11 protein-coding genes and 1 pseudogene are annotated in these 14304 nt (G+C 55.5%); 8 read left to right on the top strand and 4 right to left on the bottom strand.

All coding sequences use genetic code 11. From position 1 onward, the window contains the following. The 3 genes and pseudogenes from QZ280_RS04280 to QZ280_RS04270 all read left to right on the top strand — a co-directional run. Positions 1-413, top strand: a pseudogene (locus QZ280_RS04280) (DUF58 domain-containing protein); the annotation flags it as partial. Continuing rightward, the gene (locus tag QZ280_RS04275; protein WP_293441298.1) at positions 380-3145 is read left to right on the top strand and encodes a DUF4159 domain-containing protein; all 2766 of its coding nucleotides are present in this window, start codon (positions 380-382) and stop codon (positions 3143-3145) included. The pseudogene QZ280_RS04280 and the gene QZ280_RS04275, both read left to right, overlap by 34 nt. Next, positions 3142-5184 carry a hypothetical protein gene (locus QZ280_RS04270; RefSeq protein WP_293441297.1) on the top strand — a complete coding sequence of 681 codons (2043 nt, stop codon included), beginning with the start codon at positions 3142-3144 and terminating at the stop codon, positions 5182-5184. The genes QZ280_RS04275 and QZ280_RS04270 overlap by 4 nt, the downstream gene beginning before the upstream one ends. Positions 5185-5188: 4 nt before the next feature. On the opposite strand, the gene QZ280_RS04265 is transcribed toward QZ280_RS04270, so the two are convergent. Together QZ280_RS04265 and QZ280_RS04260 are read right to left on the bottom strand one after the other, a co-directional pair. Beyond that, entirely contained in the window at positions 5189-5548 is a 360-nt protein-coding gene (locus tag QZ280_RS04265; protein WP_293441296.1) for a hypothetical protein, read from the bottom strand. Between the two features lie 48 nt (positions 5549-5596). Next, a complete protein-coding gene (locus QZ280_RS04260) occupies positions 5597-6304 on the bottom strand; it encodes a DUF599 domain-containing protein (RefSeq protein ID WP_293441295.1) in 708 nt (235 codons plus the stop codon). Positions 6305-6388: 84 nt separating this feature from the next. Between QZ280_RS04260 and QZ280_RS04255 the strand changes: the two genes are divergently transcribed. The 5 genes from QZ280_RS04255 (at position 6389) to QZ280_RS04235 (ending at position 11823) form a co-directional block, all read left to right on the top strand. Then, entirely contained in the window at positions 6389-7837 is a 1449-nt protein-coding gene (locus tag QZ280_RS04255) for an FAD-linked oxidase C-terminal domain-containing protein (RefSeq protein ID WP_293441294.1), read from the top strand. A 61-nt stretch (positions 7838-7898) separates the two neighbouring features. Next, positions 7899-9014: an FAD-binding protein gene (locus QZ280_RS04250; RefSeq protein WP_293441293.1), complete on the top strand. Its 1116-nt coding sequence runs from the start codon at positions 7899-7901 to the stop codon at positions 9012-9014. After that, positions 9011-10330, top strand: coding sequence for a glycolate oxidase subunit GlcF (gene glcF / locus QZ280_RS04245; RefSeq protein WP_293441292.1), 1320 nt, complete (start codon positions 9011-9013; stop codon positions 10328-10330). The genes QZ280_RS04250 and glcF overlap by 4 nt, the downstream gene beginning before the upstream one ends. Before the next feature lie 59 nt (positions 10331-10389). After that, complete coding sequence (locus QZ280_RS04240; RefSeq protein ID WP_293441291.1) at positions 10390-11208, top strand: trypsin-like serine protease; 819 nt, start codon at positions 10390-10392, stop codon at positions 11206-11208. Positions 11209-11355: 147 nt separating this feature from the next. Then, the gene (locus QZ280_RS04235; protein WP_293441290.1) at positions 11356-11823 is read left to right on the top strand and encodes an Hsp20 family protein; all 468 of its coding nucleotides are present in this window, start codon (positions 11356-11358) and stop codon (positions 11821-11823) included. A gap of 43 nt (positions 11824-11866) precedes the next feature. Here QZ280_RS04235 and QZ280_RS04230 read toward each other — a convergent pair whose 3' ends face one another. Continuing rightward, positions 11867-13759: a VWA domain-containing protein gene (locus QZ280_RS04230; protein WP_293441289.1), complete on the bottom strand. Its 1893-nt coding sequence runs from the start codon at positions 13757-13759 to the stop codon at positions 11867-11869. Then, a complete protein-coding gene (locus QZ280_RS04225; protein ID WP_293441288.1) occupies positions 13756-14286 on the bottom strand; it encodes an RNA polymerase sigma factor in 531 nt (176 codons plus the stop codon). The genes QZ280_RS04230 and QZ280_RS04225 overlap by 4 nt, the downstream gene beginning before the upstream one ends. Positions 14287-14304 lie beyond the last annotated feature (18 nt).

Below are 14304 nucleotides of genomic sequence, written 5' to 3'. Positions count from 1 at the left end.
ACACAGACACAGACACAGAATATGGTGCGCCGGAAGCACGCGCAATGCTACCGCATGCGCGCGCGCTGTTCGTGTCCGATTTCATGGGCGATGTAGAAGCGGTAAAAGCGGCCCTCGCCAAAGCCGCGGATCGCGGTGTGCGTGGTGTTTTGATGCAAGTGCTTGACCCTGCTGAAGAGAGCTTTCCCTTCCATGGTCGCACGATCTTTGAAAGCGCAGGTAGATCGCTGCGCTACGAGACCCTCAAAGCTAATGATCTAAAGGCGAGGTATCTTGATAAACTCGCGCAACGCAAAGAAGAGTTGCGCCATTTGTGTTCTGTCACAGGCTGGCAATTTGCGACCCATCATACGGACGCCACTGCGCAAACAGCGCTTTTATGGCTGCACCGCGCTTTGGAGCGACCCGTATGATTGGCACAATCGGATTTCTGTTCCCTTGGCTTTTGCTCACACTCGTGGCCTTGCCAATCTTATGGATAATACTGCGTGCGGTGCCTCCTGCGCCCATACTACGTATCTTTCCAGGTGTTACGCTTTTGCTCGGCCTGAAGGACGAAGAACAAACCAGCGACAGAACCCCTTGGTGGCTTTTGCTGCTGCGCATGATCGCCCTTGCAGCATTGATTATCGGACTTGCGGGCCCTGTTCTAAATCCACACAGCGACGAGATCGGGCGCGGGCCTGTGTTAATCGTGATGGATGCAAGTTGGGCAAGCGCACCGGACTGGTCTTCGCGTATCGCCTTGCTCGACCGCGTTCTGGATGACGCCGCACGCGCGGATCGCACCGCCGCACTTTTGTCCCTTAGCGCGCCAGAGCAAATGACGTTCCAAGCCGCAACAGAAGTGCAAAGCAACATTGCAGGTCTTGCCCCCCAAGCATGGGCGCCGAACATCAACACCGAAACACTCGCGACGTTATTGCCAGAGCAAGGCTTCGATACGATCTGGGTGTCTGACGAATTGAACCGCGAGACGCGAGATGATTTCGCCACCCTGTTCAGCAAAAAGGGTGCATTGCGTGTGTTTGCCCCAGAACGTGAGGCCATCGCACTTGCCCCCGCACAGTTTGAAGGCGGGGCGACTTTATTAAAGGCGCGTCGTTCTGTTGCGGGACTAACACGCAGCGTTCAAGTCGAGGTGCATGGCACCGATCCATCCGGCGCTGCGCGTATTCTCGCAAGCGCGGACATTACCTTTGACAACGGTGCGAAGATCGCTGTTCAGGACATTTCGCTCCCCGCAGAGCTGCGCGCGCGCATCACGCATTTCGCGATTTCCGGTGTGCGTTCCGCTGGTGCGGTCACCTTGTCTGACGACAGCCTGCGTCGCCGCGAGGTTGCGTTGATCGCAGGGCTTGAAGATCGCGAAGGGTTGGAGCTGCTCTCGCCCCTGCATTATTTGCGTCAAGCTTTGCAGCCGAACGCGGAACTGCTTGAAGGCAATCTGATTGATATACTCCCCGCTTCACCAGATGTGGTGATCCTCGCAGATGTTGCAACCTTGGCCCCCGCTGAGGAGGCAGAGTTGACAGAATGGGTGGAAGCGGGTGGATTGCTGGTGCGTTTCGCCGGATCGCGCCTTGCCGCAAGCGATGTCAGCCGCGCGAGTGAGGATACGTTGATGCCTGTGCGCTTGCGCGCCGGCGGACGCACAGTTGGTGGTGCGATGAGCTGGGGAACCCCAAAGGGGCTGGCCCCGTTTTCCGAAGACAGCCCCTTCTTCGGCTTGGCGATTTCTGCGGATGTAAATGTAAGCTCGCAAGTTATGGCGCAGCCTGATCCGACCTTAGCCGCGCGCGTGATTGCAGAGCTTAGCGATGGAACGCCCTTGGTCACGCGCAAATCCTTGGGCGAAGGGCAGGTCGTTCTGTTCCATGTCACCGCGAATACGGAATGGTCGAGCCTGCCTTTGTCAGGCCTCTTCGTTAACATGTTAGATCGTCTTGCGATTTCCTCGTTTGCGGGCACCCCGCAAGAATGGGATTTGGACGGCAGCACGTGGAAACCTTTGCGTGTGATGGATGGGTTTGGGCGCATCTTAGAGGCTGACACGCTCGCGGGTGTTGCAGGGGAAGAATTGCTCAGCGCGCCCCTTGGCCCCGAGCTACAGCCGGGCCTTTATGAAAGCGCTGCGCGCAAAATGGCGCGCAATGTGATCGCCGCCGATACCGATTTGGCTGAGGCGGTTTGGCCCGCCGGCACGGATGTTCAACCGCTTCAAACCCGTGAGGAAACGCCGCTTGGTGGCATATTGCTGTCCCTCTCTCTGGCGCTTTTGATGCTGGATATCGTCGCATCCCTTGCCATGTCTGGCCGCTTGCGCGGTGCGATTGCGGGAATCGGGACGGTGCTGTTGTTTGGGCTTACACCCGCGGATGCGCAGCAAGATAGCTTCGCTTTGGCTGCATCCTCCGAACTTGTTCTCGGCCACATCATCACTCGCGACACCGCGATTGATAACACTGCCGAGGCGGGTTTGCGCGGATTGTCACAGACTCTGTTTAACAGAACCTCAATCGAGCCATCCGATCCGATCGGTGTTGATCTGGAGGCGGATGAGTTGGCCTTCTTCCCGCTTCTCTACTGGCCAATCACCCAAAGCCAGCCGACGCCCTCTGCCAACGCCTATGCCAAGCTGAACGAGTATCTGCGCTCTGGCGGGATGATTCTGTTTGATACACGCGACGCTGATATCGCGCGTTTTGGCGCGGCAAGTCCGAATGGGCGCAAGTTGCAAACGCTCGCAGCGCCGCTGGATATTCCACCCTTGGAACCTTTACCGCAGGATCACGTGCTGACGCGCACATTCTATCTGTTACAGGATTTCCCAGGACGTCACACTGCGCGTGATCTTTGGGTTGAAGCCGCCCCCAAAGATGCAGAGCGCATCGAAGGCATGCCGTTTCGTAACCTCAATGACGGTGTCAGCCCCGTGGTGATTGGTGGTAACGATTGGGCTGCGGCTTGGGCGATGGACCGTCGTGGCAACGCGGTCTTCCAAATCGGGCGCGGTTTCGCGGGGGAGCGGCAACGTGAGCTTGCCTATCGCTTTGGCGTTAATCTGGTGATGCATGTACTGACAGGCAACTACAAATCCGATCAAGTTCATGTCCCCGCACTTCTTGACAGGCTAGGCCAATGACACAAACGCTAGTCTTTGATCCTCTTATCCCCTTGGCATTGCTGATAGCGGCAGCTGCTGTGGTATTTGCAGGTCTCGCGCTCGCACTTTGGAGGGGTTTGGCCGGGGCATGGTTACGTGGTTTGGCTGGGATCGTGGTGCTTGCAGCGCTAGCAGGCCCAAGTTTGCAACGTGAAGAACGCGGTGCTTTGAACGATATTGTGGTGATTATCAGCGACGAAAGCGCGTCGCAAAGACTGGCCGAACGCGCAGGTGTCACCGAAAACGCGAGCGCTGAACTGGCAGCATTGTTAAACGCACGCGACAAAATTGACGTTGTGCGCGTCTCTGTGCCCGACGGGCAAGGGGATGCGGGGACGCAATTGCTCACTGTGCTGAACGACACGCTTGCAGGGCTGCCCGAAGGCCGTATCGCAGGCGCTTTTCTGGTCAGCGACGGACGCTTACACGATCTGGAGCGCGCACCGGATCTACCAGCGCCTTTGCATCTGCTCCTTAGCGGGAAAAGTACCGATTGGGATCGCCGTTTAAGCGTCACCAACGCGCCAGCGTTTGCAATTTTGGGCGAGCCTGTGACGCTCACATTGAAGATCGAAGATATGGGCACGGCCCCGACGGGCACTGGGTTTGCGCCGCTAGAAATTTCGATTGACGGTGGTCCACCGCAACGCTTTGAAGTGCCAACTGATGCAGAGATCGAGTTGCCCCTTACGCTGCCCCACGGTGGGCGTAATGTTATCCAGTTCACTGTCCCGAAGGCGGAAGGTGAGCTGACCCCGCGCAACAACACGGCGCTTATCCAGATGAACGGTGTGCGGGATCGCTTGCGCGTTTTGCTGGTCTCTGGAGAACCGCACGCTGGCGGGCGCACATGGCGCAATTTGTTGAAATCCGACAGCTCTGTCGATCTGGTACACTTCACCATTCTGCGTCCGCCGGAAAAGCAAGATGGTGTGCCCGTGTCAGAACTGTCCCTCATCGCCTTTCCAACGCGTGAGCTGTTTTTGGAGAAGATCGAAGATTTCGATCTGATCATTTTTGATCGCTACAAGCGTCGTGGTATTCTGCCTTCGCTATACCTCGAAAACGTAGCGCGCTATGTTGAGGACGGGGGCGCAGTACTGGTTGCGGCCGGACCTGATTTTGCGTCGGCTTATAGTATTTACCGTTCTCCCTTGGCTGAAATCTTGCCTGCCGCGCCTACAGCGCGCGTAATCGAGCAAGGGTACCGCCCAAGTATCAGCCCACTTGGCGAACGCCATCCTGTAACGGCTGGCCTGCCCAACACCCAAGATTGGGGGCGCTGGATGCGTCAAATCGAGGTTGAGCCGAATGCAGGCGATGTGGTCATGACGGGCGTTAATGAAAAACCTTTGTTGATCCTGAACCGTGTTGGAGAAGGTCGTGTTGCAATGCTTGCTTCTGATCATGCCTGGCTTTGGAACCGTGGGTTTGAAGGCGGGGGTCCGCAGCTGGAATTGCTGCGCCGTCTTGCCCATTGGATGATGGGTGAGCCAGAATTGGAAGAGGACGCGCTGCTGGCAGAAGCCACAGGGCAAAACATGCGCATCATTCGCCGCACTTTGAAGGAAAGCGCCGCGCCTGTAAGTGTGACTGCGCCGGATGGCAGTGTGACAGAGCTAAGCATGACAGAGATTGAACCTGGTCGCTTTGAAGCACAATACACAGGAACTGATATCGGACTCTATCGTCTGCGCGATGACGCGCATGAGACGGTAATCGGTTTAGGCCCCGCCGCGCCGCGAGAGTTCGAAAAAACAATCGCCACCGCAGAGTTTTTGGGGCCTTTGGTGGATCAAACTCGGGGCGGTGTCGCGCGTTTGGAAGATGGGCTGCCCACGATCAGAACCGTGCGCGAAGGTCGTCCAGCGGCAGGACGCGGATGGCTTGGGATAACGCCGCGCGGTGCCTATGAAACGCTGAGCGTGCGCCAAACCGCACTGCTGCCTGCATGGCTAGTGTTGCTTTTGGCGTCGATGCTGATCTTGGCCGCGTGGCTACGCGAAGGGCGGCGTTGAACGGTTAACGCGACAGAGTGATCTTGTAGCCGCTGTCTTTCCAACCGTCTTCGGAACACTTTACACGAATGAACACTTCGCGTGTGCCATCGGGCAACATCACGTTGCTCAAACCACGCGTAAAGGGTTGCTCCTTCACGTGGGGATGATGAAGCACCCGCGTGCCAAACACTGTGCCGTCCGATCCGACAATTTCCCAACCGTCCGCATAGTGATCCCAACCTGTATCAGGGTGTTCAATCGTGACGGAGAAATCCCAACCCATACCTGTTGAATGCGCAGTTGCATCGATGACTTTAGGCTGTTCAGCGAAGGCGGGCGCAGCCACAAAAAGCGCCGCGATAAGGAAAGATGTATGATTCATATCCCCCCATGTAGTGTCGGTACCGCGATTCTGGCAATCACAAGCGCGTTAAGCGTCGTGAGCGTCGCCCGAGAGCAACACGTCGCGCGATCGCGAGGCGAATTCACGGCGCCAGAGCACAAGGCATGTGATTAAGCTTGCCACAATCAGCGCGATTGGCCCCGCAAGCCACGCGGCTGAGGCGAGACCAAAATAGACGGAGCGCAAACCACGATTGAACCCGCGAGCGGCGGTAACATTGATCTCCGCCGCTTGCATCGCGCGCGGCATGGTGCGGGGGTCGTCTACATCATTAGGCACAGCAGACATCAAAACCGCGCAATATCCAAACAGGCGGTTTGACCAAACGAACTTGAGGAACGCGTTGGTCACGAAGAATAGCGTGACCATGAGCTTCAGCTCCCACACAATGTTTGGATCGCTGTTAAGCGTCAAATCATCTGCGATTCCAATAAGTTGTTCAGTATTACCAAAAAGCGCCAGAACTCCGCCGATAGAGATCATGCTCGCGGATGCAAAGAACGCTGTACCCTGACGCAAGTTACCCAAGATCGTCGCGTCGTAAATACGTGGATCACGGGTAATCATTTGCTGCATCCATTCGCGCCGGTAGCCTGCCATCAAAACTGACACGGATGCGTGTTTAGTGGAGGGATGTTCAATGCGCCATCCGATCACAAACCAGAGCAACAACAAGAGGCCAAATGCGCTGTAATCAGCGTATGAAAAGAGAGTCAGTCGGCTAAATATGTCCATGTTTCCACATACGCGAACCAATCAGTACTTGCCAATTCTATAAATTGGTTATATTTTATTACCAATCATCGAAAGAACTGTTTCATGGACATGCCACGCCCTGACCCGATTGTACTATCTCGCAAGTCCGAACTGGTTGCGCGTTTGCTGACGGTATTACCGCAGGACGCCGTGATTGAAGATGAAATGGAAACCCGCGCCTATGAGTGCGATGCGCTGACCGCCTACAAATGTCCGCCGCTGCTTGCGGTTTTGCCACGCAGCACCGCGGAAGTGTCCGACGTTTTGCGCATTTGTTATGACATGAATGTCCCTGTGGTACCGCGCGGTTCTGGCACCTCACTTGCGGGCGGGGCCTTGCCGACTGCGGACTGTGTGATCCTCGGGGTTGCGCGAATGAATGACGTGCTTGAAACCGACTACACTAATCGCGTGATCCGTGTGCAATCAGGGCGTACAAATCTAAGTGTATCTGGCGCAGTTGCTGAGGAAGATTTCTTCTATGCGCCTGATCCATCCAGCCAGCTTGCCTGTGCGATTGCGGGCAATATTGCGATGAATTCAGGCGGCGCGCATTGCTTGAAATACGGTGTGACCACGAACAATCTACTTGGCGTCACCATGGTGATGATGGACGGTGAAATCGTCGAGATCGGTGGTGCACATTTGGACAGTGGCGGGCTTGATCTGCTGGGCATCATCTGTGGTTCCGAGGGTCAGCTTGGTGTTGTGACAGAAGCGACATTGCGCATCCTGCACAAGCCCGAAGGGGCGCGGCCTGTGCTGGTTGGTTTTGATAGCAATGAAGTCGCCGGGGCCTGTGTGTCCGACATTATTCAAGCGGGCGTCTTGCCTGTGGCCATTGAATTCATGGATCGCCGCGTGACTGAGGTGGTCGAGAATTACGCGCATGCGGGGTATCCACTATGCGAAGCGGTTCTGATCATCGAGGTCGAAGGATCAGAGGCGGAAATTGACGCGCAACTTGCTTTGATTCGTGAGATCGCAGAGCGTCATAACCCCATCGAATTCAGGGAAGCGAAAGACGCAGATGAAGCCTCGCGTATCTGGCTGGGCCGTAAAAGTGCGTTTGGCGCGATGGGACAGATCAACGATTACATGTGTCTTGATGGGACGATCCCTGTGTCATCCCTACCTATGGTTTTGCGGCGAATTGGTGAGTTGTCCAAAGAGTACGGCCTTGATGTGGGCAATGTCTTTCACGCAGGCGACGGCAATATGCATCCGCTTATTCTGTTTGATGCCAATAAGGATGGCGATCTGGAGTTATGCGAAGCGATGGGCGCCGAGATATTGAAGCTTTGCGTTGAAGCGGGTGGCTGTTTGACGGGCGAGCATGGTGTCGGAATCGAAAAGCGCGACCTGATGGGGTATCAATATAAGCCTGCTGACTTGGACGCGCAAATGGCTGTGAAAGACATATTTGACCCCAAATGGCTCCTGAATCCTGCGAAAGTGTTCCCCCTGGATGTGTCAGATGCGAAGCGCTCCGCGCAAATTGCTGCTGAGTAATGGGGGCGCTGCCCCCGTCGGCCTACACCTACTCCCCAGAGGTATTTAAGGACCAAAGAAGATGGAACCCACATCGGAAGCCGAATTGGCTGATTTGATTTCAAGCGCCAAAGCGCCCCTGTGCATCCGTGGTGGCGGCACTCGTTTGCTTGGGCCAATTGAGGGCGAGGTTTTGGAGACCAGTGGTCTGCAAGGGATATCATTATATGAATCAGGCGCTTTGACGATGGTTGCGGGTGCTGGCACGACGCTTGACGAGATCGGGGCCGCTTTGAAAGCTGAAAACCAAAGGCTCGCGTTTGAGCCACCTGATTTGCGCGACGTTCTTGGAACCACGGGCGCGAGTACAATTGGCGGAGTTGCCGCCAGCAATGCATCAGGCTCGCGGCGTATTTCTGTTGGTGCGTGTCGTGATTTCATGCTTGGCGTGCGCTTTGTGGATGGCGCTGGCATTGTCGCAAAGAACGGCGGGCGCGTGATGAAGAACGTCACCGGCTATGATCTGGTCAAGCTGATGAGTGGCGCATTTGGCACCTTGGGTGTGCTGAGCGAAGTCTCATTGAAAGTAATGCCGAAAGTGGAAATGCAGCTATGTTTGCGCATTGAAGGATTGAATGCAAAGCAGGCCGTCGCTGCTATGTCAGCCGCCTTGGGATCCCCTTTTGAAGTTTCAGGTGCTGCGCAAGCTTTGGACGGTGCGGTTGTCTTGCGTCTGGAAGGATTTGACGCATCGGTTCGATATCGCGCTGACAAGCTGACACAAGTTTTGGCAGGGTTTGGGACAGTCGAAATGCTGGATGATCAAGCGCAGTGTGACACGCTCTGGCGCGACATTCGCGATGCGCGCGGGTTTACTGGAAGCACTGGTGATCTCTGGCGCGTTTCCGTGAAACCAAGTGATGCGCCTGAGCTGATTGATACGCTTGGTGCCCATGCTGTGCTGCTCGATTGGGGTGGTGGATTGATGTGGGTCGACATGCCCAAACGCGCGGATCTTAGGGCACGCATGTCTGTGCCAGGTCATGCGACTTTGATGCGTAGCGACGATAAAGGCTTTGAGCAGGTAGCGCGGTTCCATCCCGAGGCCGCACCACTTGCAAAGATCAGCGCTGAGCTGCGGGCGCGGTTTGATCCGAAAGGCATACTCAATCCTGGACTTATGGGAGATGTCGCATGAAGACCGAGTTTAGTGACGTTCAAATGCAGGACCCCTCAATCCAGCGCTCTAACAAGATCCTGCGATCCTGTGTCCATTGCGGGTTTTGCACGGCGACTTGCCCCACATATCAAGTGCTTGGCGATGAGCTGGATAGCCCGCGTGGACGCATCTATCTGATTAAGGATATGCTTGAGACGGGACGCGAGCCAGACGCGAAAACGGTTGGGCACATTGATCGCTGCTTAGGCTGTCTTGCTTGCATGAGCACCTGTCCGTCTGGTGTGCACTACATGCATTTAATCGATCACGCGCGAAACTACATCGAGGAAAACTACAAAAGACCCCTGAGCGAACGCGCTTTGCGTTGGGTACTTACTTTGGTTTTGCCCTATCCCACGCGCTTTCGTGTTGCGCTGCTTGGAGCGAAAATGGCGCGTCCGTTTGTGCGATTTATCCCTGACAAGCGGCTACGCGCGATGATCGCGATAGCCCCGAAACAAGTGCCACCTGTTAGTCGCAATGATGATCCGCAGACCTTCGCTCCAATCGCCACGCGCAAAAAACGTGTGGCCCTGATGACGGGGTGCGCGCAGCGTGCTCTGGATACGGATATCAATGATGCCACGATCCGTTTACTGACCCGCTTCGGCTGCGAAATCGTCGTCGCAGAAGGGCAAGGATGTTGTGGCGCTTTAACGCATCACATGGGCAAGCAAAGCGAAAGCCACAAAGCCGCCGCCGCCAATATCAAAGCGTGGACACGTGAGATGGACGAAAACGGGCTTGATGCGATTGTAACCAACACCTCGGGATGCGGAACAACTGTTAAGGACTACGGTCACATGTTTGAGGGCGATCCACTTGAGGCGGATGCCAAGCGCGTTGCCGCTATTGCTAAAGACGTTAGCGAAGTTTTGAAAGATCTGGACCTGCCAGAAGGTGGTGCGCCTGGGATGACCGTTGCCTATCATGCGGCCTGTTCGCTTCAGCATGGGCAACAGATCAAGACGGCGCCAAAAGACCTACTAAAGCAGGCCGGCTTTAGCGTGGTCGAACCGAAAGACAGCCACCTGTGCTGTGGCTCTGCAGGTACATATAATCTGATGCAGCCAGAAATCTCTGCGCAGCTCAAAGAGCGTAAAGTCGAGACTTTGATGGCCGCGAACCCTGATGTGATCGCAGCGGGTAATATCGGTTGTATGATGCAAATCGGCTATGCGATTGGCGTGCCCGTGGTTCACACGGTAGAGCTGCTGGATTGGGCCACAGGCGGTCCCCGCCCTGCGAAAATGGATGGAAATCCAAGCATACAAAAAGTACCCATTCTGCGCTAAGCGCCTTATTGTTGCCTCATCCTGTTTCTATCCAGTTTGAAACGTATTTTGGAGACGGCATGACGCGGATCACCTTTTTGATCGCATGGGCTTTGGCCTTTTCCACGAGCGCGCATGCGCAAACCAGTGGGCTAAAGCGGCTCAACACAGGCGATGAGTCGCGCGGTTGGGAAGCTGTAGGCCGCCTCGATGTGGCCGGAAAAGGTTTCTGTACGGGGGCTTTGATTGCGCCTGATTTGGTGCTGACAGCTGCGCATTGTCTGTTTGATCGCGACACGGGGTTGCGGGTTGATCACGATATTATGGAATTTCTTGCAGGATGGCGCGATGGGCGCGCGTCCGCCTATCGCAATGTGCGCCGCGCGGTGGTGCATCCTGAATATTCCTACGATGGAACGGCGACGACAGACCGCGTGCGCAATGACCTTGCTTTGATCGAATTGGATCGCCCGATCCGCAACACGCAAGTAATCCCATTTGAGACGGCCGAACGCCCCGCGAAAGGCGACAAGATCGGCGTCGTGCCTTACGCATTGGATCGCTTAGAAGCCCCATCTTTGCAGGAAATTTGCCATGTCATGGCGCGTCAAAAGGGCGTTTTGGTGATGTCCTGCGACGTAAATTTCGGTTCGTTGGGGGCACCTATTTTCAGCATGGATGGAGACACAGCAAAGATCGTTTCCGTTGTATCGGCGAAGGCAGAGGTCAAGGGCACACCTGTTTCACTTGGTACTGCTTTGGAAAGCCCGCTCGCGCGTTTGCGCGCTGAACTTGCTGCCGAACGCGGGCGCTTCAGTGTTATTGGTTTGCAAGAAAGCCGTAATGCCGAAACCATCGAAGGGCGCACGATTTCTGGAGCAAAGTTTGTGAAGCCTTAAATATTTTGGGCATCGCGCCCTCTTGAAACCACTTTACCCCCTCCCCAAATCAATAGCATCGCAGCGCCAATGATGGGTTGCGTGAATCGGCCTGTCCCGAATGGGAAGGCCACTAACATATTGTTATTGCTCAAGTGAGGATGACCCATGCGTACTTTTGATTTCGCACCGATGCACCGTGCATCCATCGGTTTTGACCAAATCGCAGACATGATGGACCACGTTATGTCCAACGATGTCAGCCCCAATTCATATCCGCCCTACAACATCGAAAAGACTTCCGATGACTACTACCGGATCTCTATTGCGGTGGCCGGATTTACCGACGCAGACTTGTCCGTTGAGGTGAAAGAAGGCGCTTTGTTTGTCACCGCACGCAAAGGCGAAGACGCGACAAAGCGGACCTATTTGCACCGTGGCATCGCCACCCGCGCGTTCGAGCGGCGCTTCCATTTGGCAGATCATGTGCGCGTCACAGGGGCGAGCCATGAAGATGGAATGCTCCATATCGAACTAACACGCGAAGTGCCCGAAGCCTTGAAACCGCGCCAAATCGAGATTGCTCGCACTGGCGCAGTGAAGACTGATGTGGTTGAGGCGAAAGCCATTAACTGATCAATCTCGTGACAGGTGACCTCACGTGCTGCAGCACGTGAGGCTACTTGAGCGAAGCAGCCAAGCGCATCAATTGGATCGCTTCTGCACGATAGCCAAAACTATCCTCCCCGCGCGCATTGCTCGCCGCCGTGATTGCCTCTTTATAGGACCAATTGCCAAGACGCACACTCCCGCGCAGCAACTCCCCAAAGCCGGAAACAGCAGCCGCAAATTCAAGCTCTGTGTCGGGTTCTAGCGTCGTCGGAATCGCACGCTTGATCAACTGACTGTCCTGCGCACCCGGCTCTTTGAACCGCAGCTTCAAAAATCCTAATTCATCTGTCGAACCGTCTGCGCTGCTTTCGCCATAACGCAGCGCATCCACTTGCGTTTCGTTTCCAACAAGCGTGACCTCATAGAGCGCAGTCACCTGATGGCCCGCACCAATGTCACCCGCATCCACCTTGTCATTGTTAAAATCCTCACGTGCTAACGCACGGGTTTCATAGCCGATCAAACGATACTCTGCGACGGTCGCGGGGTTGAATTCAACCTGCACCTTTACGTCACTCGCAATAGGAAAAAACGCGCCAGTGAGTTGATCCACCAGCACCTTTTGCGCCTCTGGCAGGCTATCAATATAGCTTGCCTGACCATTGCCGTTCTGCGCAAGAGCTTGCATCGTCACATCATCCAGATTGCCATGGCCAAAGCCAAGAACAGACAGGAACATCCCACTATCTCGCTTGTCCGCAATGTAGTCTTTCAGTGCTTCAGGATTGCTGAGACCAACGTTGAAATCCCCATCCGTCGCGAGCAGAACGCGGCTGACTTCGCCCTCGTCTTGCATCTGCTTTGCAAGGGCATAGGCCTGCTGCAAACCTGCCTGTCCATTGGTTCCACCACCTGCTGCAAGGTTGTCCAACGCACCAAGGATCGTGTCGCGTTCGCGCGCGGCGGTGGGTTCAAGAACCTGCCCTGCACTGCCCGCATAAGCGACAATCGCCACCTGATCTTCCGCGCGCAATTGACCAAGCATGAGGCGCAAGGACTGTTTGAGCAGAGGCAATTTATCCGGCTGGTTCATCGAGCCTGATGTATCAATCAAGAAGACCAAGTTTAGTGGTGGGCGCGCCTCTACTTCTGGCATTTTGCCTTGCAGCGCGATACGCAAAAGCTGCGTGCTTTCGTTCCACGGCGTCGTCATCATAGCAAGTGAGGTGGCAAAGGCTCCCTCACTCGGCGCAGCATAGTCATAGGGGAAGTAGTTCACCATTTCCTCAATCCGAACAGCTGCCGCAGGTGGCAATTGACCGTTCATCAAAGATGAGCGCACAATTGAATAACTGGCTGTATCCACATCAACCGAAAAGGTAGACACAGGCGTTTCGCGGGTCACCTTCAACGTGTTTTTCGGCACGCTGGCGAAGGCTTCTGTATCCGCTTCAACCGCGACCACAGGTGCATCCGCGATCAAGCCCGCGCCCGGTGCAACGCGCGTGCGGCTTTGAGACTTTGCCGACATACGCGGAGCGGGCACCGGGCTGGGTGCCATCTCACTCGCTATCGCACCGACGGCCATATCTGCCTCGGGTTCAGTCGCGATTAGCTCCTCCAGCACAGGCGCTTCGATGAGAACAGCTGGCTGTGGCGTGAACACCTTAGGCGGGCCTTCGCGCAGCACCGGAAGAACCATCACAAGGCCGAACGCGGCCAAAGCTGTCGTCGCGGTCAGACCCGCTTTTGAAGATATTGCATCAAACATCGCACGTATTCCTTTTGCAAAAACGCCCATGCTTGGAGCGTCTTTCATAGGACGTGCTTCGGCCGGCGATCCTTGGAGGCGTGCAAAATTTTCTTGTGCCAGCGCTACATTTTCGACGCGGCGCTTAGCATCGGGCGCAGGCGTTGCTACGGAAAACGCAGCTTTGAGATCGTCTAAATCATCGCTCATTGCTCGCTCTCCTTTAGGGCTTTTAAATGTTTCTTCACTTCGCTCATGCGCCAACTTACCGTGCCTTCTGACACCCCCAAAACCTCGCCCACCTCGCGGTGGTTCATGTCATCCATCACCAAAGCAACCGTGTCGCGCAAATCATCAGACAGCGTACCCACGGCGCGGGTCAACCAATCTTGCGCCTCTGCCTGTTCTCGCATCGCTTCGGTGCGGTTCACTTCCCAATCACCCCAGCCCTGCGCTGCTTTCGCGCGCGTACTCGCGCGGCGACGGCGGTCGTGGGCTGCGTTCACAACCACACGATAAAGCCATGTCGAAAAGGCAGATCCGCCCTCAAACTGCGAGAGCTTCGCAGGCAAGGCAGCACATATGTCTTGGCATAAATCTTCGGCCTCTGCGTGGCTGCCCATGAGGCGGAAACACAAACCAAACAGGCGATCATAGGACCGCTCTAACAAAAGCGTAAACGCATCTGCGTCGCCGTCTTTTGCAGCCAAAGCTAGTTCTTTATCACCCGTTTTCATGCGCATCACGATCATAGG

Origin of the sequence: Planktotalea sp., from assembly GCF_018607995.1 — a bacterium.
Classification (GTDB): Bacteria; Pseudomonadota; Alphaproteobacteria; order Rhodobacterales; family Rhodobacteraceae; genus Planktotalea.
Note: the sequence above shows the minus strand (reverse complement) of the source record. Positions and strands in the feature narration are given on the sequence as shown.

Coding starts and splice junctions, on each gene's coding strand:
- QZ280_RS04250 (WP_293441293.1), top strand. CDS start 7,899: ATGGAACCCACATCGGAAGCCGAATTGGCTGATTTGATTTCAAGCGCC.
- QZ280_RS04235 (WP_293441290.1), top strand. CDS start 11,356: ATGCGTACTTTTGATTTCGCACCGATGCACCGTGCATCCATCGGTTTT.
- glcF (WP_293441292.1), top strand. CDS start 9,011: ATGAAGACCGAGTTTAGTGACGTTCAAATGCAGGACCCCTCAATCCAG.
- QZ280_RS04270 (WP_293441297.1), top strand. CDS start 3,142: ATGACACAAACGCTAGTCTTTGATCCTCTTATCCCCTTGGCATTGCTG.
- QZ280_RS04230 (WP_293441289.1), bottom strand. CDS start 13,759: ATGAGCGATGATTTAGACGATCTCAAAGCTGCGTTTTCCGTAGCAACG.
- QZ280_RS04275 (WP_293441298.1), top strand. CDS start 380: ATGGCTGCACCGCGCTTTGGAGCGACCCGTATGATTGGCACAATCGGA.
- QZ280_RS04255 (WP_293441294.1), top strand. CDS start 6,389: ATGGACATGCCACGCCCTGACCCGATTGTACTATCTCGCAAGTCCGAA.
- QZ280_RS04240 (WP_293441291.1), top strand. CDS start 10,390: ATGACGCGGATCACCTTTTTGATCGCATGGGCTTTGGCCTTTTCCACG.
- QZ280_RS04265 (WP_293441296.1), bottom strand. CDS start 5,548: ATGAATCATACATCTTTCCTTATCGCGGCGCTTTTTGTGGCTGCGCCC.
- QZ280_RS04260 (WP_293441295.1), bottom strand. CDS start 6,304: ATGGACATATTTAGCCGACTGACTCTCTTTTCATACGCTGATTACAGC.
- QZ280_RS04225 (WP_293441288.1), bottom strand. CDS start 14,286: ATGAAAACGGGTGATAAAGAACTAGCTTTGGCTGCAAAAGACGGCGAC.